This is a genomic window from Rhodanobacter sp. UC4448_H15, assembly GCF_052978265.1.
On sequence record NZ_CM129665.1, the window covers coordinates 24,240 to 46,470 of the forward strand.

At 69.0% G+C, this 22,231-nt stretch carries 18 protein-coding genes; 10 read left to right on the top strand and 8 right to left on the bottom strand.

The genetic code is table 11. The features are described from left to right. Positions 1 to 46: 46 nt before the first annotated feature. Positions 47 to 1,543: an OmpP1/FadL family transporter gene (locus tag ACVCMI_RS00090; RefSeq protein ID WP_447097912.1), complete on the bottom strand. Its 1,497-nt coding sequence runs from the start codon at positions 1,541 to 1,543 to the stop codon at positions 47 to 49. 243 nt (positions 1,544 to 1,786) lie between these two features. Between ACVCMI_RS00090 and ACVCMI_RS00095 the strand changes: the two genes are divergently transcribed. Both ACVCMI_RS00095 and ACVCMI_RS00100 read left to right on the top strand, forming a co-directional pair. Then, on the top strand, positions 1,787 to 2,080 hold the full coding sequence (locus tag ACVCMI_RS00095) for a YcgL domain-containing protein (RefSeq protein WP_447097911.1): 294 nt from the start codon (positions 1,787 to 1,789) through the stop codon (positions 2,078 to 2,080). A gap of 71 nt (positions 2,081 to 2,151) precedes the next feature. Next, the gene (locus tag ACVCMI_RS00100; protein WP_447097910.1) at positions 2,152 to 5,586 is read left to right on the top strand and encodes an ankyrin repeat domain-containing protein; all 3,435 of its coding nucleotides are present in this window, start codon (positions 2,152 to 2,154) and stop codon (positions 5,584 to 5,586) included. A 13-nt stretch (positions 5,587 to 5,599) separates the two neighbouring features. Here the strand turns inward: ACVCMI_RS00100 and ACVCMI_RS00105 are convergent, their stop codons facing one another. The 5 genes from ACVCMI_RS00105 to bioD form a co-directional block, all read right to left on the bottom strand. Further along, the gene (locus ACVCMI_RS00105; RefSeq protein WP_447097909.1) at positions 5,600 to 7,426 is read right to left on the bottom strand and encodes a monovalent cation:proton antiporter-2 (CPA2) family protein; all 1,827 of its coding nucleotides are present in this window, start codon (positions 7,424 to 7,426) and stop codon (positions 5,600 to 5,602) included. A 157-nt stretch (positions 7,427 to 7,583) separates the two neighbouring features. After that, complete coding sequence (locus ACVCMI_RS00110; RefSeq protein ID WP_447097908.1) at positions 7,584 to 8,642, bottom strand: STAS-like domain-containing protein; 1,059 nt, start codon at positions 8,640 to 8,642, stop codon at positions 7,584 to 7,586. A gap of 108 nt (positions 8,643 to 8,750) precedes the next feature. Further along, positions 8,751 to 10,961, bottom strand: coding sequence for a peptidyl-dipeptidase Dcp (dcp, locus tag ACVCMI_RS00115; RefSeq protein ID WP_447097907.1), 2,211 nt, complete (start codon positions 10,959 to 10,961; stop codon positions 8,751 to 8,753). Between the two features lie 126 nt (positions 10,962 to 11,087). Further along, entirely contained in the window at positions 11,088 to 11,435 is a 348-nt protein-coding gene (locus tag ACVCMI_RS00120) for a hypothetical protein (RefSeq protein WP_395120400.1), read from the bottom strand. A 64-nt stretch (positions 11,436 to 11,499) separates the two neighbouring features. After that, the gene (gene bioD, locus ACVCMI_RS00125) at positions 11,500 to 12,192 is read right to left on the bottom strand and encodes a dethiobiotin synthase (protein WP_395120401.1); all 693 of its coding nucleotides are present in this window, start codon (positions 12,190 to 12,192) and stop codon (positions 11,500 to 11,502) included. A 56-nt stretch (positions 12,193 to 12,248) separates the two neighbouring features. Between bioD and ACVCMI_RS00130 the strand changes: the two genes are divergently transcribed. The 3 genes from ACVCMI_RS00130 (at position 12,249) to ACVCMI_RS00140 (ending at position 16,109) form a co-directional block, all read left to right on the top strand. After that, complete coding sequence (locus ACVCMI_RS00130) at positions 12,249 to 12,740, top strand: GAF domain-containing protein (RefSeq protein ID WP_395120402.1); 492 nt, start codon at positions 12,249 to 12,251, stop codon at positions 12,738 to 12,740. 181 nt (positions 12,741 to 12,921) lie between these two features. After that, the gene (locus tag ACVCMI_RS00135) at positions 12,922 to 13,395 is read left to right on the top strand and encodes a prepilin-type N-terminal cleavage/methylation domain-containing protein (RefSeq protein ID WP_447099577.1); all 474 of its coding nucleotides are present in this window, start codon (positions 12,922 to 12,924) and stop codon (positions 13,393 to 13,395) included. An 8-nt stretch (positions 13,396 to 13,403) separates the two neighbouring features. Beyond that, positions 13,404 to 16,109 (top strand): putative bifunctional diguanylate cyclase/phosphodiesterase, encoded by a 2,706-nt coding sequence (locus tag ACVCMI_RS00140; protein ID WP_447097905.1) that lies wholly within the window; start codon positions 13,404 to 13,406, stop codon positions 16,107 to 16,109. A gap of 35 nt (positions 16,110 to 16,144) precedes the next feature. Here the strand turns inward: ACVCMI_RS00140 and yihA are convergent, their stop codons facing one another. Further along, a complete protein-coding gene (yihA, locus tag ACVCMI_RS00145) occupies positions 16,145 to 16,795 on the bottom strand; it encodes a ribosome biogenesis GTP-binding protein YihA/YsxC (RefSeq protein ID WP_447097904.1) in 651 nt (216 codons plus the stop codon). 112 nt (positions 16,796 to 16,907) lie between these two features. Here yihA and ACVCMI_RS00150 point away from each other — a divergent pair, with 112 nt between their 5' ends. From ACVCMI_RS00150 to ACVCMI_RS00170, 5 genes are all read left to right on the top strand, one after another. Then, positions 16,908 to 17,666 carry a c-type cytochrome gene (locus tag ACVCMI_RS00150; RefSeq protein WP_395120406.1) on the top strand — a complete coding sequence of 253 codons (759 nt, stop codon included), beginning with the start codon at positions 16,908 to 16,910 and terminating at the stop codon, positions 17,664 to 17,666. Between the two features lie 44 nt (positions 17,667 to 17,710). Continuing rightward, entirely contained in the window at positions 17,711 to 18,595 is an 885-nt protein-coding gene (locus tag ACVCMI_RS00155) for a thiol:disulfide interchange protein DsbA/DsbL (RefSeq protein ID WP_447097903.1), read from the top strand. A gap of 33 nt (positions 18,596 to 18,628) precedes the next feature. Next, entirely contained in the window at positions 18,629 to 19,279 is a 651-nt protein-coding gene (locus ACVCMI_RS00160) for a thiol:disulfide interchange protein DsbA/DsbL (RefSeq protein WP_447097902.1), read from the top strand. 139 nt (positions 19,280 to 19,418) lie between these two features. Further along, positions 19,419 to 20,231, top strand: coding sequence for an endonuclease/exonuclease/phosphatase family protein (locus ACVCMI_RS00165; RefSeq protein WP_447097901.1), 813 nt, complete (start codon positions 19,419 to 19,421; stop codon positions 20,229 to 20,231). Further along, positions 20,228 to 20,644 (top strand): hypothetical protein, encoded by a 417-nt coding sequence (locus ACVCMI_RS00170; protein ID WP_395120410.1) that lies wholly within the window; start codon positions 20,228 to 20,230, stop codon positions 20,642 to 20,644. Before ACVCMI_RS00165 ends, ACVCMI_RS00170 begins: the two co-directional genes overlap by 4 nt. On the opposite strand, the gene ACVCMI_RS00175 is transcribed toward ACVCMI_RS00170, so the two are convergent. Continuing rightward, positions 20,546 to 22,153, bottom strand: coding sequence for a glycoside hydrolase family 17 protein (locus tag ACVCMI_RS00175; RefSeq protein ID WP_447097900.1), 1,608 nt, complete (start codon positions 22,151 to 22,153; stop codon positions 20,546 to 20,548). The genes ACVCMI_RS00170 and ACVCMI_RS00175 overlap by 99 nt on opposite strands. Positions 22,154 to 22,231: the final 78 nt, after the last annotated feature.

Below are 22,231 nucleotides of genomic sequence, written 5' to 3' on the forward strand. Positions count from 1 at the left end.
CCGCCGAAGCGGGGAGTTCCGTCGTGCCATTGCCGCGGGTGGAGCCTCAGAACTTGTACATCGCCGAGAAGCTCAGCAGGTTGCCGTAGTCGTCGAAGTTGCCGGTCAGCGTGTCGCCGGTGCTGTTGGTCAGCGAAACGTGCGCGTTGTTGACGAAGATGTGCGCGTACGAGGCGTTGATCTCGAAGTTTTCGCTCGCCTTGTAGCCGATGCCGACGGTGGCCATCTTGCGGGTGGAGTCCGGCACGCGCGGGCTGCGGGTTTCCTCGTAGGTCGGGCTCTTGTCGACCGCGAGGCCGGCGCGCAGGGTCAGCTTGTCGTTGACGTAGTAGTCCCCGCCGACCGAGGCGTATACGGTGTTGCGCCAGTTGTACGGCTCCGACGTCTGCGGCTGCGCGTTGCCGTAGTTCACCGTCAGGTTCTTGAACACGTCCCACTTGGTGTAGGCCACGTCGACGCCGACGCCGAACTTCTCGGCCTGATGCCAGTAGCTCGCGCTGGCCACGGCCGGCGTGGTGAAGTCGGCGGTGCCGGTGGTGTGCGAGAACGGCGGGATCGAGCTGGCCAGCGCCGGGTTGGCCAGCAGCAGGTCGTAGCCCGGCGTGGTGGTGAAGTTGCCGGTACCCTGCAGGCGATGGCTGATCTTGGCGCGGTAGTTCAGCGCCAGCTTGTCGTTCGGGGTCAGCTTCCAGAAGCCGCCCAGCTGCCAGCCGTAGCCCCAGTCGTCGCCCTTGATGCGGGCGTAGCCGTCCACGCCCGGAGGCGTGACCGCCGCCACGCCGGCCGCGGCAGCCTGGCCCTGCTGCACGGCCGCCTGGATCATCGCCGCACCCTGCGCCGGCGAAATCTGGCCCGCGGCGATGGCCGCCTGGATCTGCGCGACGCCGGCGGCGGTCTGCGCGCCGATGCCCTGCTGGATGCCCAGGCCCACGGCGTTGAAGTTGACCGCGCTGGTCAGCTCGGCGCTGGTCTTCTGGGCGATGAAGCTGGCGCCCAGGCTGAAGTTGTCGGTGACGTCGAACGATGCCGACAGCGTGGCGTCCAGCGACTGGAACTTGGACTTGATGCCGTGGTAACGGCCGACCCAGTCCTTGTCGTACTCGGTCTGGAAGCCGAACGGCACCGAGAAGCCGCCGCCCACGTGCACGCGGTCGCTGACCTGGGTGGCGAAGAACAACGCCGGCACCGGCAAGGTGGTGCCGGCATCGCCGCCATTGCCGCCGCTGATCGGGCGACCCAGCACGTCATGCGCGCTGCCGTCGAACTTGGCGCTGAAGTTGATGGCGGTGACGTCGGCCTGCAGGTAGGTGCCCTTCAGCTCGGACATCGCGGCCGGGTTGTTGACCACCACCGAGACATCACCGCCGGCGGTAGCGGAACCCGCAAAGGCGCGGCCCAGGCCCTTGGCGCTGTTCTCCTTGAGCTGGAATGCACTGGCATCCGCGTTCACCGGCGCAACCAGGGCGCCCACGATCGCAATGCTCAGCGCGGCGAGCGCCAGTGGACGGGCAGCGCCCGTGAGGGTACGGAAAGACGTGTGCATCGCTGGCTCCTGCATGATATTGGGTCAACTCGGTTAAGTCGGGCAGACGGACAGGAAAATTCATACGTACGTTTGAACTTCCTGCGCTGGACTTTGCCCTCTCGGACAAGGCGTTGCAAGTGCGCTCGCAACAAATTACTAACAAGTGAACTCCGCCCGGCAAACAAACCCGCCCGCCGATCCGCCGGCCGGCGCTGCTACTCTCGCCTCCCCGGCGCTTGCTCCCGCCCCCACGGTGCTGCCATGCAATGCTTCGTCTACGCCAGCCTGTCCAAGGCTGACACTTACCTGTGGCTGGCCGAACGCGACGCGTTCGACGTACTGCCCGAGCCGCTGACGCTGATGTTGGGTGAACTGCGCTTCGTGATGGAGGTGCAACTGACGCTCCAACGCAAACTGCCGGTGGAGGACACTGGCCAAGTGCTGGAGCACCTGCGCACGCAAGGCTGGCATCTGCAATTGCCGCCGCAGGAAACGCTGGCCGCCGCCAACCACCCCGCCTACACGCACTCGCCGCGGGATGATCGGGACGAGTGAATCGCGCATCATGGCGTTCGCGTTAACGCCTGGTTACCGCCTGCACGGTCCACGATTTCTATACTGCCGCCATGACCCAGACCAAATCCCGCCGTCGCCCTCCCTTCCTGCATGCGCTGGCCTGGTTCATTCCCGGCTTGCTGGCCGTGGCACTGGCCAGCTTGACCACCCATCCGCTGACCCTGATCCCGCTGCTTCTGGCCAACGCACTGACCATGGCGGCCATTTGCCACGCGATCGGTTTCGATCCGGAACCGAGCTTCGCGCGCACCGTGCTGCGCCGCGGCGCCGCGCACCTGGTGATGTTTACCGGCTACACCGTGCTGGTATTCGTGCTGGTGGCCTGGCCGATGCTGCAACTGAGCCACAGCCCCAGCCTCAGCGCCGCCCTGCTGCTGGCCGCCGCGCTGGTGCTGGCGCTGGTCTCGCTGTGGCGACTGTGGCCGGCGTTCGGGCTGGTGTTCGTGTGGGACGACGCCTACCCGCCGCAACGCGACGGTTCATGGATCTTCACCGCCACCCTGCGCAGCATGGCGTTCGGTCGGCACCTGTCGCGCGAGGAGCGCTTCTTCACCCACTTCGTGCCGGCCGCGCTGTGCCTGCTCGCGCTGGCCTTCAGTGCGATCGCGCTGACCGGGCTGGTCGGCATGCTGCCGGAGGAAATGCGCCTGGCGGCGCTGGCGATCTATGCGCTGGTGATCTTGCCGCTGGCCTGCCTGGTGATCGCCAACCGCACCCTGCGCGCGTTGCTGTGCGAACGCCACCCGCCGCGCCGACGCGCCGACGCGAATCCGCTGACCGCTGAATTGCCGCGGCCGGTGCTGAGTGAACCGGAGCGCATCGCCGGCACACCCGAACAGGCGGCCGCCTTGCTCGCCGCCGCCCGCGCCGGCGACATCGAACGCGCGCTGGCGCTGCTGGAAGTGGGTGCTGCCTGCGACACTGTGCCGCCGCCGGGTGATCGCGACCAGCGCCCGGTGCTGATGCTGGCGGCGCTGCTGCCCGACACGCGGCTGCTGCGCGCGCTGATCGCCAGCGGCGCCGACGTCAATCGCGCCAGCGGCGGGCTCACCCCGCTGCTGGCGGCCACCCGCGACAGCTGGCACGGCCGCGCCGAAGCGGTGCTGATGCTGCTGGCCAACGGCGCCAGCCCGCTGGCCACCGATGCCGACGGCAACACCCCGCTGCACGGCGCCGTGCTCAGCGCCGACGCCGGCGTGGCGGCGATGCTGCTCGACGCAGCCGCGCCGATCGACGCGCTCAACCAGGCCGGCCTGAGCCCGCTGGCCACCGCCTGCCGTGCCGCCAACTGGCCGCTGGCGAAATTCCTGCTCGACCGCGGCGCCAAGCCGGCCCCGGCCGGCGGCGAACCGGCGCTGGTCGCCGCCGCCACCATCGCCGACGACGACCCCACCGGCGTTGCCCTGTTGCTCAAGCACCGCGCCGCCGTCAACGCACTCGACGCGCGCCAGCGGCACGCCTTGCTCGGCGCCGCCGCCGAAGGCCACGAGCGCATCGCCCGCGCACTGTGCGATGCCGGCGCCGACGTCAGGCTGGCCGACGAGCACGGCGTTACCGCGCTGATGGAAGCCGCGCGCGCCGGCGCCAGCGGCATCGTGCAGCGGCTGGCCGAGGCCAAGGCCAACGTGCTGGCCCGCGACCAGCACGGTCGCGACGCGCTGATCCTGGCCTGCCAGTCGCCGCATGCCGACGTCGCCACCGTCCGCGCCCTGCTCGAACTGGGTGCCGATGCCAAGGCCGCCGGCGGCGACGGCCGCAGCGCACTCGACCACGCCAGCGCCGCCGGGCGCTGGGATCTGGTCGCGCTGCTGGACCCGGACACCGCGCTGCCCGCCAACCTCAGCCACGATCTGCTGGACGAAGGCGCCGACACGCCGCAACACCTGCTCGACGCGCTGCGCTTCGGCCACTGGGCCACCGTCTCCGCCTTCGGCGAGCGGGTGCGCTCCTGGCCGCAAGCCGAACTGGCCCGGCTCTATCTGGAACTGGCCACGCCCGGGCTGGGCGCGGCGCGGCGCTGGCTGCTGGACCACGGCCTCGCCGCCGAGGCCCGGCTGGAGGCACCGCGCATCGACGAGCCCGACACCGGCGAAGCGCCTACCCAGGCACCGCTGGGACGGCGCCTGTTCGACGCCCTGCTCGAACGCCTGCCCGATGCCACCGAAGCGGTCGATGATCTGATGCAGGCCGGCGCCAGCCCCGCCGGTTGCGGCCTGCTGGCCGCGGCCCTGGTGCAGCTCGAGGGCGCAGCCCAGGCCGCCGCGCTGCCGCTCGGCCTGCTCGAGCGCGGCGCCGACCCGTTCGGCACGGACGCGAACCAGCGCACGCCGCTGCACCTGGCCACCCGCCACGCGCACGGCGACCTGCTGCAGGCACTGCTGGCGCGCGGCTGCGATCCCAACGCCCGCGACGGGGAGCAGCGCACGCCGCTGTTCGCCGCGCTGGAACATGGCGCCGCCGCGCTGCCGCTGGTGCGCAGCCTGATCGCCCACGGCGCCGACCCGGAAGCAGCCGACACCCACGGCGAGACGCCGCTGGGGCTCGCGCTGGAGCATCCCGCGCTGGAGCGCTGGCTGGACTGGCGCGACTGGCCGCTGCCGCAGCGACCGTTGCGCGGCACCGACCTGCCTGCCGCCGCCGCGGTCGGTGCGCTGGCCGCGGTGCAGCGACTGCTGGAGCTGGGCTTCGCCGTCGACACCCGCGACGAGCAGGGCGCCACCGCGCTGCTGCGCGCCTGCGGTGCCGGTCATCGTGACGTGGCCGCCTGCCTGCTCGACGCCGGTGCCGATCCCAGCCTTCCCGCGCACAGCGGCGTCACCGCCCTGGTCGCCGCGGTCAGCGCACGGCGCGAAGCGCTGGTGGCCCTGCTGCTGCAGCGCGAGGTGGCCGTCGACCAGCGCCTGCCGAACGACGCCACCGCGCTGATGGTGGCCGCCGCGCTGGGCTACCCGGACATCGCCGAACAACTGCTGGCCGCCGGCGCCGACGTCAAGGCGGTGGACAGCTCCGGCCGCAACGCATTGCACGCCGCCGCCCAGTTCGGCTTTGAACACAACGACAGCCTGCGCACCCGCCGCCTGTTCGACGGCCTGCTCAAGCACGGCGCCGAGATCAATCACGCCGATCGCGAAGGCAAGACGCCGCTGTTGCTGCTGCTGGGCGCGCAACTGCCGCCGGGCAGCGACGGCGACGCCACCCACCTGGGCGCGCTGGTACCGCCGCTGCTCGATGCCGGCGCGCACGTCGCGCATGCCGACCAGCGCGGCGTCACCGCGCTGCATGCCTGCGCCATGCACGCGCTGCTCGCCCCGGCCCGCGTGCTGCTCTCGCGTGGCGCCGACCGCCAGGCCACCGACGCCTTCGGCCGCACTGCCGCGGAAGTGGCTCGCCAACTCGGCTTCGTCGACATTGCCCACGAACTGAGCGCGCGCAGCAACCAGGCGATCCCCAGCGTGCGGCAGACGCTGCGGCAACCGGCGGAGTAGCCGCCGGCCGCGTCTATTCGGGACTGTCCGGCGCCACCGGCCCCTTCTCGCGCTGGCGCTCGGCAGTGCGCTCCGCATCGGCCTCGAACAGCCGCTGCAGGTCGACCAGTGCATCGCGGGTGCTCTGCATCAGCTTGGTCTCGTCGTCGTAGACCAGCGCCTGCTTCTGCAGCAGGTCCTCGTCGTAGCGGCGGAAGCGCTCGACACGATCGACCGCCAGCTCGTGCGACAGGCCCAGTGCCTCCAGCGTCTTGCGGGTCATCTTGAGGCTGGAATGGAAGGTCTCGCGCACCGGGTCGTCCACGCCCAGGTCGAGCAGGCGAAACACGTGCTGGCGGTTGCGCGCGCGGGCGACGATCTTCAGGTGCGGATACTGCCGCTTGACCAGGCGCGCGGTGCGCAGGTTCGCCTCCGGGTCGTCGGTGGCCAGCACGAAGACTTCCGCGGTGGCCGCGTGCGCCGCGCGCAGCAGTTCCGGCCGCGCCGGGTCGCCGAAGAACAGATTGATGCTGCCGAAACGGCGCGAGAAATCCACCTGGTCGGCGGAGTGCTCCAGCGCCACGAACGGAATGCCCTGCGCACGCAGCACGCGGGCGATGATCTGGCCGACGCGACCGAAGCCGGCGATGATCACCCGCGGCGGCGCCGTGTCGATGGTGTCGAACTCGCGCGACGGCTGGCGCGGGCGCAGGTCCAACGCCTTCGCCGCCAACACCACCAGCAGCGGTGTCAGCGCCATGCTCAGGGCGATCACCAGCATCAGCAGGTCGCGTTGCGCGACGCTGAGCAGGCGTTGCTCGGTGGCCAGCCGCAACACCACGAAGGCGAACTCGCCGCCGGCGGCCAGCAGCACCAGCAGGCGCAGCGTGTCCGAGCGATTGAGCCCGCACAGCCAGCGTCCCAGCGGCCACAGCAAGACACTCTTCAGCGCCAGCAGCAGCGCCAGCAGGGTCAGCACCAGGCCGGGGCTATGCCACAGCAGCGACAGATCCATCGACATGCCGACGCTGATGAAGAACAGCCCCAGCAGCAATCCCTTGAACGGCTCGATGTTCGATTCCATCTCGTGCCGGTATTCGGAATCGGCCAGCAGCACGCCGGCCAGAAATGCGCCCAGGGTGGCCGACAGGCCCGCCAGTTCCATCAGCCATGCCACGCCCATCACCACCAGCAAGGCGGTGGCGGTGGACACCTCGACCGAGTCGGCCTTGGCCACGAAACGGAACACCGCGCGCAACAGGTAGCGGCCGCCGACCACCACCCCGACGATCACCCCGATCGTGCGCAGCACGCCGAGCAGGTCCACATGCGAAGCCGAGGACGCCGCCAGCAGCGGCAAGGCGGCGATCAGCGGAATCGCCACCAGGTCCTGGAACAACAGCACGGCGAACACGTGCCGCCCGTAGGCCGAACCCGCCTCCTTGCGCTCCGCCAGGATCTGCAGGCCGAACGCGGTGGACGACAGCGCCAGGCTGCCGCCAACGACAAAAGCCGCCTTGCCGTTGAGGCCGAACAGCCAGTACGCGACCAGGCCGATCGCCAGGCCACTGGCCAGCACCTGCGCGATGCCGGTGCCGAACACCGAGCGCCGCATCACCCACAGCCGCTGCGGCGACAGCTCCAATCCGATCACGAACAGCATCAGCACCACGCCGAACTCGGCGATGTTCGCCACGCCCGAGGTGTCGTGGATCAGCCCCAGCAGCTGCGGCCCGATCGCCACGCCGGCCAGCAGATAGCCGAGCACTGCCCCGAGGCGAAAGCGCTTGGTCAGCGGCACCGCGATCACCGTGGCGAGCAGGAACACCAGGGCCGTCTGCAGCAGATGATGGCTGTCCACGCGTGATCGGGCTCCAGTCGGGAGTTTCGATTATTTCACGCAGCCGCTGCTCCCGCCGCCTACCTTCGTCACACCGCGGTCGACCGGCGCCCATTCACATCCGGCGAGCCAGAAAAACGCAGCAGCGTGTCGAAGAAGTTCCCGGTGAACGACCGGCTCAAAGCAAAGACAATTGCCCGCCGTCGTAATCACGTGTCACTTCGGCGCGACGGATCATCTGCTGCACTTCCGGAACGGCGTGGACAGGTACCAATTCCACCTCCGGGTGGGCCCGGGCAAACACGCGGAATATCTCGTCGGCAAATGCCTGCCCAATGGTGGTGACATCGCTGAAATCGAGCACCACGTGGCGGAACCTGTCCACGCGTTGCATCAGCCGTTTGGCCTGCGAACGGGAAATCAGGTTCTCATCGCCGACCTGGGCAAGGCGAACCGGAACCACGGTTTTCGCAAACGCGTACTCGTCCGGACCACTGGAAAATTCGTCGAACACCTGCTTGACGGTACGCACGGACCCCGTGGATATGCCCATGGATACGACGGTGCCCTCCTTCGGCATGCCGTCGACATCGAACAACACGTCCTTGCCATGTCCTTCCTCATGGGAGAACACCAGTCCTCCGGACATGATCTGGAAGCGATCGAACATCCGCGAGGTGAAGAACACGCCTTCGCCCGAGTGATTTCGCGGATCCGTGGTGAACTTGCCTTTGGACAACTCCAGCAGCGCCAGGCGTTCGTCCGGCAACTCCAGGGCACGCGCGATTTTCCGGAAAATGCCGACACCATCATCGGCGATCATCATCAACAGCTCGTTATCACGCAATTCCATGTGCACTCCGACGTGCGTGGCCTCGGAGTGGTCAATGGCGTTGTTGATCATTTCCGTTGCACCGTGGTGGGCGATGTCCAGCACGTTGCGCGGCACGTCCCGCAACAAGGGTGACAATTGCGCCGACCAGAGGGTGTCCTCGGTCAGGCCCTCCCGTGGGTATCGCTGCCAAAACCGGCGGTTGTGGCCCATCGTGTAGACGGGTCGGGTCGTCCCGTCCTTGCGCAGGTAGCCCTCGGCCACCAGCTTGCGAACCTGAATGCTGACCCTCGCACCCGATAGACCCAGCTGGGCCGCCACCATGCCGACCAGGTCGCGCGGATGTGTGGCCACTGCTTGCAGCAGGGCGGCATCTATTTCGGCGGAACGACTGGGGCGAGCCATTTCCGGATTCTAAAGTTATGCCACCCTATTTGCTAGTTAAAGGGCGACTACTTGAAAGTCAAAGGGCCTGCTTGCGCAGGCCCTCCAACACTTGACGCTCTAAACGGCCTACTTCTTCGTTGCGTCCTTCAGGCCGCGGTTTTCCAGCATCGGCTCGATGCTCGGGTCCTGGCCGCGCCAGTCCCTGTACATCTTGGCCAGGTCCTCGGTGTTGCCGCGCGAGAGCACCATCTTGCGGAAGCGGTCGCCGTTGGCGCGGGTAAGGCCGCCGTTGTCCTTGAACCCGATGAAGGCGTCGTCGGCCAGCATCTGCGTCCACAGGTAGGCGTAGTAGCCGGCGGCGTAGCCGTTGCCCCAGATGTGCTGGAAATAGCTGGAGCGGTAGCGCGGCGGCACGTAGCTCAGGTCCACGCCGTCCTTCTTCAGTGCGGCGGCCTCGAACTTGTCTGCGTCCTGCACCGGTGCGTCGGCGCCCAGCATGTGCCAGTTCATGTCGAGCATCGCCGCGGCGACCAGCTCGGTCATGTTGTAGCCCATGTTGAACTTGCCGGCCTTCTTCATTTTGTCGACCAGCGCCTGCGGCATCGGCGCGCCGGTCTTGTAGTTCTTGGCGTAGTTGGCGAACACCTTGGGGTTGGTCGCCCAATGCTCGTTGAACTGCGACGGGAACTCGACGAAGTCGCGCGCAGTGTTGGTGCCGGACAGGGTGGGGTATTGCTCGTCGGCGAGCATGCCGTGCAACGCGTGGCCGAACTCGTGAAACATGGTGATCACGTCATCGAACGACAGCAGCGCCGGCTGGCCCGCGGCCGGCTTGGTGAAGTTGGCGACGTTGTAGATCACCGGTTTGGTGTCCATCAGCTTCGACTGGCCGACGAAGTTGTCCATCCAGGCGCCGCCGCCCTTGTTGTCGCGCTTGAAGTAGTCGCAGTAGAACAGCGCCATCGACTTGCCGTCGGCGTCGAACACCTCGAACACGCGCACGTCCGGCTGGTACACCGGAATGTCCTTGCGCTCCTTGAAGGTCAGCCCGTAGAGCTGGTTGGCGGCGTAGAACACGCCGTTCTTGAGCACGTTGTCCAGCTCGAAGTAAGGCTTGATCTGGTTTTCGTCGAGGTCGTACTTCGCCTTGCGCACCTGCTCGGCGTAGTGGTTCCAGTCCCACGGCTGCAGCTTGAAGCCGGGCTGCCCGGCCGCCTTCTGGTCCTGGTCGATCTGCGCCTGGATGTCGGCGGCCTCGCGCGTGGCACGCGCCACCGCAGCCGGCGCCAGCTTCTGCATGAAGCCCATCGCGGTGGCCGGCGTCTTGGCCATCTGGTCTTCCAGCTTCCACGCGGCGTAGTTCGGATAGCCGAGCAATGCGGCCTCCTGCGCGCGCAATTGCGCCAGCCGCTCGATCGTCTTGCGGGTGTCGTTGGCGTCGTTCTGCTCGGCGCGGTTCCACGACGCCTCGAACAGCTGCTGGCGGGTGGCACGGTCGGTCAGATCCTGCAGCTCGGGCTGCTGGGTGGTGTTCTGCAGCGGCAACACGTACTTGCCGTCCTGCTTGCGATCGGCCGCGGCGCGACTGGCGGCGGCGATTTCCGCATCGCTCAGGCCGGCCAGCTTGCTCTTGTCGCCGATCACCGGCGCGGCGTCCTTGGTGGCCGCCAGCAGCTTGTTGGTGAACGCGGTGCTGAGGCTGGACTCCTCCTTGTTCATCGCCTTCAGCTTGGTCTTGTCGGCGTCGGACAGCTTGGCGCCGGCATGCACGAAGTTGTCGTAGACCACCTGGACCAGGCGCGCGGATTCCGGATCGAGCTTCAGCGTGTCGCGCTGGTCGTGGACCGCCGCGATGCGCTTGAACAACTTGTCGTTGAGATAGATCGCGTCCTGGTGGGCGGCCAGCCTGGGCGCCTCTTCCTCCTGCACTTTCTGCAGGGTCGGGTTGGTATTCGCCGCGGTGACGCCGTTGAAGACCGCCATCACGCGATCGAGCATCACGCCGGTTTTCTCCAGCGCCACGTAGGTGTTCTCGAACGTGGCCGGCTCGGGGTTGTCGGCGATCTTCTGCACCTCGGCCAGTTGCCGCTTCATGCCCTCCTCGATCGCCGGCTGGTAGTCGGCGTCGGTGATCTTGTCGAACGGCGGCGCCTGGAACGGCAGCGTGCTGGCCTGGAAGAACGGGTTGCTGGTCATGGCATCGGCCGGGGCGGTGGCGGAAGCGCTCGCTGTCGACGTGGGCGCAGGCGCGGGCGTGGCATCGGCGCCACCCGGCGATTGCGAGCAGGCGGCGAGGGCGATCGTGGTGGCAATCACGAGCAGGCGGAGTCGAAGCATCAGGTTCCCCAACGTTGGGCGTCCGCGGCGGGACGGGATGGAAATGCAGTCCCCGACTTTACCCATACGGCCGCCGCTTTCCAAACGTTCGCAGGAAACTGCGGACCGCGGATCAGCGAAGCGCCATCACGCCACGCGCAGGTCGCGCAGCTGCCAGCCGCCGCCGATCAGCAGGAACAGCCGATGGCGCAGCACGCTCATCGGCAGGTCGGTGGTCAGCTCCACGTCGGTGCGCAGGTCGGCGACTTTCGCCGTCACCTCGGCGGCCGGATCGGTGTTGCCGAGGCTGGCGTCCACCGCATCCGGGTCGGGCTGCGCCGCGCGCCAGCGCTGGAACAGCTCATCGCTGCGCAAGGCGTGCTGCAGCGCGCCGGCGAAATCATTCGGGCCGGCACCGGCGTAGCTGAAACGCGGGTCCTCGCCGCGGGCGTGGCCGAGGTCGGCGATCGAGAGGTAGTAGCGGTTGCGGGGCATTGGCCATTCCGGAAACAGGTCTGCGGCCATTCAAGCACGCACGCCGGTACGCCGGACGTGAAGGTCAGCCGAGCGCCGCCACGGCGGCGTGCAAGCGTCCGGCCGCCTGCGCCGGCGGCATGCCGTGCGGCAGCACGCCCAGGCACGGCGCCGGCAGCAGCTCGCCCAGCGTGGCCAGGTTCTCGGCTTGCGCTTCCATCGCCGGGTCGATGTGGTTGCCGATCCAGCCGATCAGGCGGCAGCCGTCGGCGACGATCGCGCGCGCGCTGAGCTGGGCGTGGTTGAGGCAGCCCAGGCGCAGGCCGACCACCAGGATCACCGGCAACTGCCATTGCCTGGCGATGTCCGAGGCGAACAGCTTGGGCGCCAGCGGCACCAGCCAGCCGCCGACGCCTTCGACCACCACGCGCTGGTGTTCGCTGCGCAGTTGTTCGAAGGCGGCGCGCATCGGCGCCAGCGTGACCTGCCGGTGCTCGCGCGCGGCCGCCAGATGCGGCGACAGCGGATCGCGCAACGCCACCGGGTTGATCCGCTCGTAGGCCAGCGCGGGATCGCTGCCTGCCGCCTGCAGGGCCAGCGCGTCGTCGTTGCGCAGGCCGTCGGGCGTCGCCGCGCAACCGCTGGCCACCGGTTTCATGCCGCAACTGCGGTGACCGGCATCGCGCAGGGCGTGCAGCAAGGTGCAGGAAGCATGGGTCTTGCCGATGCCGGTGTCGGTGCCGGCGATGAATACCGCGGCGTGGCGGGAGTCTGTCATCGGGATGTCCGTGGCGAGGGCGCGCATAATACGCCTTTGCCGCCGGATGACTTCGCATGTTCGAGCTCGAGACCCCCACCTTCGCCAGCAAGCAGGAGCACTATGAGCACCTGGTGCAGCAGGCGCGCGGCCTGCTGCAGGGCGAGCCGGACCTGATCGCCAACGCGGCCAATTTCAGCGCGCTGGTCTACCACGGCCTGCCGCAATTGAACTGGGCCGGGTTCTACCTGTTCGACGGCACCGAGCTGGTGGTCGGCCCGTTCCAGGGCAAGCCGGCATGCATCCGCATCGCGCTCGGCCGTGGCGTCTGCGGCACCGCCGCGAGCGAGCGCCAGACCCAGCTGGTGCGCGACGTCAGCACGCACCCCAACCACATCTACTGCGACTCGGCCTCGCAATCGGAGATCGTGGTGCCGCTGGTTCGCCGCGATGGTTCGCTGCTCGGCGTGTGGGACGTCGACAGCCCGGTGACCGATCGCTTCGACGAGGACGACCGCGCCGGCATGGAAGCGCTGTGCGCGGTGTTCATGGATGTCGTCACGCCCTGATCGGTTCGCGATGACCCGGCGCGCGTGACCGCCCGCCGGGCGTGGTCGCGCGCCGCTTGCCCGCCCGTCGTCATGGCGCTCAAGCGCAATCCTCCCGTGCCGCTAACGATGAGGGGCCCGGCGATTTGCCGAATCCCGGCGTTGCCGCTCGGTGCGCCTCGCGAACACTCCACCCGTAGCCATGAACAAGAGACTGCCCACGCCAAGCGCCGGGTTCACGCTGGTCGAGATGATGATTGCAGTCGTCATCATGGGGCTGCTCGTCGCCATGGCGATGCCGATCTATGCGCGGTACGGCAACCGCGTCAAGGCGAATGAAGTCGCGGCCTTCATGACCACCACCTCGCTGGCGCTGGAGACCTACCACGCCCAGTCGGGGACCTATCCCGCCACTCTGGCCGAGATCGGCATCAGCGAACCGGCGCTCGATCCATGGGGCAACCCGTACCGGTATCTGCCGATCGACACCGATCCGCCGCCCAAAACGGGCCAGGTCCGCCGCGACCGGAACATGAATCCGATCAACACCGACTTCGACCTGTACAGCACCGGACCGGATGGCCGTACGCAGACCCAGTTGACCGGACGCTTCGCGCGCGACGACATCGTGCGCGCGGGCAACGGCAGTTACATCGGCACGGCGCAGGATTTCTAGGCGCGACGATGCGCATTTACCTGCCCGGCAAGGTCAGTCGACGCCTCACCCTGCAGTTTCTCCTGGCCGCACTGATCCCCATGAGCGGCATGGCCTGGTACGTCTACCACGAGGTCAGCGCGCTGCTGCTGGACTCGGCGTACCAGCAACTTCGGGCCGACAGCAAATCGTTCGGCATGAGCCTGATCGAGCTGCTCAACGCCCGCGCGAGCGACCTTCGAAAGCTTCCCGCCGAGCACATCGGCGACGCATCGGCGGCAGCGAAACTCGGTTTCAGCGCGACCTCGCTGCAGCCCTCGCGCGACTTGACGGCGCCACAGCAGGCCCGCCTGGCGCGCGGCAAGAGCATCCTGCGAATGGCCGCCGGCCACCCCGTGCAATTGCTGGTTCCGTCCGCGTCCCGCAGCCAAGTCCTGGTGGGCGAGATCGCGACCGCTCCGCTGTGGCGCAACGACTCCGCACCCGAGCGCTACTGCATCCTCGATGCCGACTACGTCGCCATGTTCTGCACGCCCGGCCTCGCCCCGCTGGACCGGCACATGCTGGAGTCGGCGCTCGGCAACGGCACCGGCGGCACCGTGCCATGGCATGCCTCGGGCGAGGACCTGCTGGTGGGGCTGTGGCGGCTCAAGTTTCTGCCCGCGCTCGACAGCCCGGGCTTCGTCGTCATGCAGGCCACCTCGCGAGCCGACGCGCTGCGCCGGCTGGAGGATTTCCGCCATCTGTTTCCGATCATCGTGCTGCTGGCGCTGGCCGTCGCCGCGGCGCTCGCCATGCGCCAGATTCGCCACCAGATGAAGCCGCTCGACCAGCTGACCGGACTCACCCGCCGCCTCGCGGCCGGCGACCTGACGGCGCGCCTGCAACTGGCCGGCAACGACGAGTTCGCCGAACTGGGGCGCACGTTCAACGACATGGCGATGAACCTGGAATCGCGGTTCCACATGCTCGCCCTGCTGAGCGACCTCGACCGCGCCATCATCAGCGCCTCGCGCATGGAGCATGTCGCCAGCGAGGTGCTCGGCCACATCCGCAAGGCCATCCCCAGCGACGGCGCCGGCCTGCTGGTGCGCGACGGCGAGGCGGGTTACTACCTGCTGACGCATGACCCCGCGCACGCGGGCGTTTGCCTGCGCACGGCAACCGTCAGGTTCGGGCTCGACGCGCTGAGCCACGCGCAACCGGCATGCATCCTGTCACCAGCGCATCTGCCGGAGGAGTTCCTGCGACGGCTCGGCTCTGCGCTGCCCGCGCACCTGCTTGCGTTCCCGGTCCGCCATGACGACTGCCTGCATCAGGTGCTGCTGCTGGCATACCTGGGCTTGCCCGAGCAGATCGACACCGCCGTCCGGGGTGGCCGGGCACTTGCCGACCGCATCGGCATCGCGCTGTCCAGCCTGGCGCAGGAGGAAAGACTCCATCACCAGGCCCATTACGATGCACTGACCGACCTGCCGAACCGGGTGCTGCTGCGCGAGCGCTGCGAACAGGCCATCGAGCGGGCGCAACGCGAGCAGACCGCCGCCGCGCTGATCCTGATCGACCTGGACAACTTCAAGCAGGTCAACGACACGCTCGGCCACGCCAGTGGTGACCAGCTCCTGCTCCAGTGTGCGACGAGCCTCCAGCAGCAGTTGCATCCGGACGACGTGCTGGCCCGCCTGGGCGGCGACGAGTTCGTCGTGCTGGTGCAGGATCTGGTGCGCGGCGAGGAACACGCGACGCTCGACCGCCGGCTGCGTGACTTGCGCGCCGCCCTGGCCGAACCGATCACCGTGAGCGAACACCAGATCAACACGCCCGCCAGCATGGGGATCGCGTTGTACCCGGCGAACGCCAGCCAGTTCGATGAACTGCTGCAGATGGCGGACGCCGCCATGTACAAGTCCAAGCGCGGACAGCCGGGCGGCTTCCAGTTTTACTCGAGCGAGTTCACCCGCACCTCGAAAATCCATTTCGACCTGACCCAGGAACTGCGCAAGGCGGTCGAGAGAAGCGAACTGGTGCTGCACTACCAACCGAAGATCGACGCCCGCACGCGCCGGATCGTCGGCGCCGAAGCGCTGGTCCGCTGGCTGTCGCCCACGCGCGGCCTGGTCCTGCCGGCCACCTTCGTGCACCTGCTCGATGAAATGGGCCTGGGCGCATGGCTGGGCGAGTGGGTGCTCGATCGGGCCTGCGCGCAGATGCGGCAATGGCAGGACGACAACCTGGCGGCGATCCCGGTCTCGATCAACATGTCGCCGGTGCAATTCGAACGGACGTCCGTCGTGGAGCGGGTGCAGGCCGCCCTGGGGCGCTACCGGCTCGACGTCGACCGCCTGGAGATCGAGATACTGGAGGCGACCGCCGTCAACGACTCGCACAAGGTGCGGGAATCCCTCGTGGCGTTGCGCGCCGCGGGCATCGGCGTCGCGCTCGACGATTTCGGCACCGGTTACTCCTCGCTGGTCTACCTGACCCGCATCCCGGCCAACGTGCTCAAACTCGACCAGGCCTTCATCCGCGGGCTTTCCGGCGATCCGCGCCAGCAGGAAATCGTCAGGCACATCATCGCGCTGGCCAAGACGCTGGCTTACAGCGTGGTGGCGGAAGGCGTCGAGGAAGAAACTCAGCTCGCGCTGCTCGTCGCCATGGGCTGCGACTACATCCAGGGCTACCTGATCGGTCGCCCGCTGCCACCGGACGAATTCGCCGAGCGCTGGCTGCGCTGACGGCGGCCCCTGCGGGAGCGCCGGCGCGCCGCAGGTCAGGTCGCCGCGCGCGCCTGTCGCAGCAGGTTCGCCACCGCTTCGCGCGCTTCGTCCACGCCGGTGCCGGCGGAGGAGGAAAACACCTGCGCGCTGGCGTGCAGCCCCTCGGCGGCAAATTGCTTGCGCAGGGCGGCCAGCGCCTGCGTGCCGGCACCGCGCGAGAGCTTGTCGGCCTTGGTCAGCAGCACGTGGCAGGGCAGGCCGGTGTCGGCGCAGAACTGCAGCATCAGGCGGTCGAACTCCTTCAGCGGATGGCGGATGTCGACGATCAGCACCAGGCCGCGCAGGCTGCGGCGACGGTGCAGGTAGGCGTCGATCTCCTGCTTCCAGTGTTCGCGCATGTCCAGCGGCACCTTGGCGTAGCCGTAGCCGGGCAGGTCGACCAGGCGCCGGTCGGCGCCGGCTTCCACCGGCGCCGCGGCGGCCTCGCGCGGCGACGGCAGGCTGAAGGCGACCATCTGCTGGGTGCGCCCGGGCGTCTTGGACGTGCGCGCCAGACCCTTGTGATTGGTCAGCGCATTGAGCGCGCTGGACTTGCCGGCGTTGGAGCGGCCGGCGAACGCCACCTCGGCGCCCTCGTCGGCGGGCAACTGGCTGAGGCGGTGCGCGGCGAGCATGAACTGCGCGCCCTGGAGGGGATTCGGCATGGGAGCGGTTTGACCAAGGTAGGATGGCACGGGATAATTCTGCGGTTTCTGCCCACCGCTTCGTTCCGGTGCGCCGTCGGCAGTGTTCGCAAGTCTCTCGGGAGTCAAGTGTATGAGTTTTCGCTCCGCTGGTTTTCGGCCCGCCGCGTTCGGGTCCGCCCTGGCTCTCGCGCTGGCGCTCTCCACTACGGCCGTGATGGCCCAGGAGGCGCCGGCTCCCGCCGCCGCCGCGAGCGCCGCGGCGCCGGCAGCAGCGCCGGCCAGCGTGGCCGAAGCGGCGGTCAAGCCGGGCGACGCCGCCGCCGGCCAGGCCAAGGCCGCGGTCTGCGGCGCCTGCCACGGCATGGACGGCAACTCCGCCGATGCGCAGTACCCCAAACTGGCCGGGCAGAGCGAGCAGTACATCGTGCGCCAGCTGACCGATTTCAAATCCGGCCAGCGCCAGAACCCGATCATGCTGGGCATGGCCACGCCGCTGTCGGTGCAGGACATGCACGACCTCGGCGCCTATTTCGCCAGCCAGAGCTCGCGCCCCGGCGTGGCCGACCAGGCGCTGGTCGAGCAGGGTGAAACGTTGTTCCGCCAGGGTGACAGCACGCGCGGCATCCCGGCCTGCATGGCCTGCCACAGCATCGACGGCCGCGGCAACCCCGGCGCGATGTATCCGCAGCTGGCCGGCCAGCATGCGCAGTACGTGGAGGCCACGCTGAAGGCATGGCACGACGGCGCCAGTTGGGGCACCGATACCCGCTCGCAGATCATGCCCGCGATCGCCGCCAAGCTGGACGCCAGGGACATCGCCGCGCTGGCCAGCTACATCGAAGGCCTGCACCCCGCCGAGAGCAAGCCTGCGGCGGCCGCCACGCCCTGACCGCCCGCGCGGCGCGTCTCCCGTTTCACCGATTCGAGGTGGTCATGTTCAAGCGTCTTCCGATCCTGTGCGCCGCCCTGCTCGCGCTTGCCGCCTGCAGCCATGACAAGGGCGAACCGGCCGCCACGCCGGCCCCCGCCAGCACGGCAGCCGCGACCTCGGTGACGCCGGCCGCCCCGGCCAGCACGCCGGCGCCGGCCAGCACGGCAGCCGCCGCCACGGCCACGCCCGCCGGCGACGACAACAGCGCGCCCGCGCCCGCCGAAAGCGCCGCGACCGCCGCCGCCCCGGCCGTGCCCTTCGTCGACAACGGCAAGTGGGTCGAGGGCAAGAACTACTTCCTGATCGACCCGCCGCAGCCGACCAGCCACCCCGGCAAGGTCGAGGTGACCGAGGTGTTCTCCTTCGGCTGTCCGGCCTGCAACGCGTTCCACACCACCGCCGACCAGATCCGCAAGAGCCTGCCCGCCGGCGCGGTGATGAATTACCTGCCCGCGGCGTTCCGCCCGGACGAGAACTGGGTGGTCTACCAGCGCGCGTACTACGCCGCGCAGGCGCTGGGCCTGGCCGAGAAGAGCTACGACGCGATGTTCGACGGCACGTTCAAGACCGGCGAAATTTCCACCTACGACCTCAAGGGCAGCGGGCTGAAGCCGAAGGAGGCCTGGCCCACGATCGAGGACATCGCGCAGTTCTACGCGCAGAAATTCGGTGCGGACCCGAAGGAATTCGTCGCCGTCGCCAACTCGTTCTCGGTCAACACCAAGATGAAGCGCGCCGACGACCTGATCAAGGCGTACGGCATCGACGGCACGCCTTCGATGGTCGTCAACGGCAAGTACCGCTACGGACCGAGCACGGCCGGCGGCTATGCGCAGACGATCGAGCTGACCCAGTGGCTGGTCGCCAAGGAACAGGCCGGCAAGTAGGCCGCCGGCGCCATCCGCGTGGAGAACGACCCGATGTTCAAGCGATACGCCCGCCTGCCCGTCCTGGCCTTGCTCGCCAGCCTGCTGCTGGCCAGCGCCTGCACCGCGCAGCCCAGCGACCCGGCGCCGTACGCGGAGGGCACCGACTACGTCACCCTGCCCGCCCCGCACCAGCGCTACAGCAGCGAGGGCAAGGTCGAGCTGGTCGAGGTGTTCTCCTACGGCTGCATCCACTGCGCGGAGTTCGCGCCGGATGCCGAGAAGCTGCGCAAGGAGCTGCCGGCCGGGGTCGAGTTCAAGCTGCTGCCGGCGCCGTTCAACCAGCAATGGGTGCCGTTCGCGCGGGCCTATTACGCGGCCAGGCAGCTGGGCGTGGTCGAGCGCACTCACCTGCAGCTGTTCGTGGCCAAGTTCGGCGAGCATTACCCGATCAACTCGATGGACGAGCTGGCCGATTTCTACGCCCGCGAAGGGGTCAACCGCGACGAGTTCATGCGCATCGCGATGGCGCCGGAAACCACCGAGAAGATGAAGCGCGACCTCGACCTGCTGCGCACCTGGCAAGTCGACGGCACGCCGACCCTGGTGGTCGACGGCAAGTACGTCGTTGCCACGGTGCGCTCGCACGAGCACATGCTGGCGGTGGCGCTGTGGCTGGCCAAGCGCGAACTGGCCGGCAAGTAGCTCCCGCCAGGCGGCCCTGCGCGGCGGCGGATCGCGCCGCCATCGTCGCGTTCACGCGGCGGCGCGCATGCTGCAGCTCGGGCGGGTGGCCAGGCCGGCTGCTGAAGGCATCCGCTCCCCTCTTCTGCCGCGTGCTGCCATGAACCGTGCCGCCACCCCTGCCACCGCACCTGCCGAGCGTCGCCTGCGCCTGCTCAGCTGCAACATCCTGGCCGGCGCCAGCGTGGCGCATTACCGCGACTACCTGACCCGCAGCCTCAACGCGGTGCTGCCCGGACGCAGCAAGATGGACAACCTCGACCGCCTGGCCGAGGTGCTGGCCGGCTTCGACGTGATCGGCCTGCAGGAAGCCGACGCCGGCAGCCTGCGCTCGGGCTTCCTCAACCAGACCCGTTACCTCGCCGAGACCTCCGGCCTGCCGTTCTGGAGCCACCAGCCCAACCGGCCGGTGGCGCGGCTGGCGCATTCGGCCAACGGCCTGATCAGCCGGCTCGAACCGACCTCGGTGATGGACTACCCGCTGCCCAGCCGCATCCCCGGCCGCGGCGCGCTGCTGGCGCAGTTCGGCGAAGGCGAAGACGCGCTGGCGGTGATGATTGCCCATCTTTCGCTGAGCGCCCCGGCGCGCGCGCGCCAGCTCGGTTTCATCGCCGAGCTGCTGCAGGATTTCCGCCACGCCGTGCTGATGGGCGACCTCAACACCGAACCGGGCAGCGCGGAGATGCGCCAGCTGTTCAACAAGAGCAGCCTGCAGCCGCCGGCGCAGCCCACGCCCACCTTTCCCAGCTGGAAGCCGCGGCGGGCGCTGGACCACATCCTCACCTCCGAGGCGATCCAGCTGGAGAAAACCTGGACGCTGCCGCAGGCGTTCTCCGACCACCTGCCGGTGGCCGCGGAAATCCGCCTGCCCGCCGGCGTCGGCGGCCGCAACACGAAGCGGAAGCACCGATGACCTCGCTGCCGTGGCGCGCGGCGGCATGGTGGCTGGCGCTGCTGGCAGTGGGCCTGGGCGCCACCGCGCTGCGCTTCGGGCTGATCGAATCCAGCGCGATCGGGCAGCTCTGCGGCAGCGGCCACGGCCCCGCGTGGTGCACGCTGCGCACGTGGCTGGTGCTCGGCTTCCTGCATCACGTCTACGGCACGCTCGCGCTCATCGCGCTGCTGCCGGCGTGGTTGTTGCGGCGCCTGTCGCTGGCCTGGCTGGCCGCGGCGCTGGGCGTGTTCGCCATGCAGTTGTACGGCGCCGAGGCCGGCGCGCTGGCCTTGCTACTGGGCAGCCTGCGCCTGCTGCGCCTGCAGGCGGACGCCCGCGCGCCACGCATGCCAGACCGGCCAGGCAAGCAGCAGGTTCAGCACCAGCCATGACCACGCGGTCGGGTTGAGCCCGGCCTCCTGCGCGACCACGACCACGCCCAGCAGCGGCAGGCACGCGGCAAGGAAGCGCTGTTCCAGCGTGGGCCGCGCCCGCTCGCTCGCGCGGGACAGCCACCCCGCCAGTGCATGGCCCACGCACGGCAGCGCGAACAGGCCCAGCGGAAAATCGCGATAGCGCCCGTCGAACACCAGCAGCAGGCCGTAATACGCCAGCGCGAACAGCCACAGCGTGCGCCAGCCGCCGGGGCCACCCGGCCGCGGCGTGCCGGCCAGTCGCCCGGCAATCCAGCGCGCCAGCCGCAGCGCGGTGAACACGGCCAGCACGCAGGCGGCCAGCGAGATCGTCCACTCCCACGGGTTGCGGCAGGCAAACCACATCTGTCGGCACTGCCAGGCGACGGCGCCGCCGCTGGCCACGCCGGCCAGGCCCAGCGCCAGCCGTTTGCGCCAGCCGTTCCGGCGACGTCGCCATGCGCCGGCCAGCGCGAAGATCACGCCACCGAGCGCCGCGGCCAGCCAGCCCAGCCACCAGCGCGCCATCTCGACCACCGGCCCGGTCATCGCGAATTTCGGCTGCGCCTGCGCGTCGAAAATGCCCCAGTAGCCGCCCACCGTGCCTTCCTGCGTGCGCTTCCACGGCTGGTCGAACGCCTCGATCACGTTGTACGGCAGGCCGGTTTCCTCCGCGTAGCGCAGGAAGTCGCGCAGGTAGCGCGCCTCGTCCACCACGCTGGCGCTGGCCGCCTGGCGCGGGCGGCCGGCGCTGGGCCAGCCGGTCTCGCCGATCATCACGCGCCGCCCCGGAAACGCCGCGCCCACCTTCGCGTACACCGCCGCCACGTGCTGCACCGCCTGCTCGGGCGGCACCGGCCGGTCTTCCCAGTACGGCAGCACGTGGATGGTGAGGTAATCCACCGAGCCGGCCAGCTCGGGATGGCGCAACCAGAACTCCCACACGTCGGCATAGGTCACCGGCTCGGGCACCGCCTCGCGCACACGCGCCAAATCGGCCGCCAGCTGCGCCGACGACAGCTCGCCGCGCAGCAGCACCTCGTTGCCGACGATCACCGCACGCACCACGTCCGGGTAGGCGCGCGCCGTGGCGATGCCGAGGCGGATCTGTTCGGCATTGGCCTCGGGATCATGTCCCAGCCAGATGCCCAGCAGCACCTTCATGCCATAGCGCCGGGCGATCCGCGGTACCGCGCTGAGGCCCTGCCCCTGCGAGTAGGTGCGCACGCAATCGAAGCGCTGCGACAGCGCGCGCAAGTCCGCGTCGACGCGCTCGGCGCTGACGAAGGCCGAGGCATCCAGCGGCGACTCGCCCGCCAGCCGGAACGGTGCATACGACACGCAGGCGATGCGCGAGGTGGGTGCATCGGGCAACGCCACCGGCCGGCCGATCGCCCACCAGCCGTACAGCGATGCCAGGGCTGCCAGCAGCAAGGCCAGCCACGCCAGAGGCTCCCGACGGACAACAGGCGCAGCTTCGGATGACATGCGGCAAACCGTGGATGGCGACGAATCAGCGTGCCAGCTTAGCAGGGCGCGCCATGTGTTCACCCGGTCCACACAAGC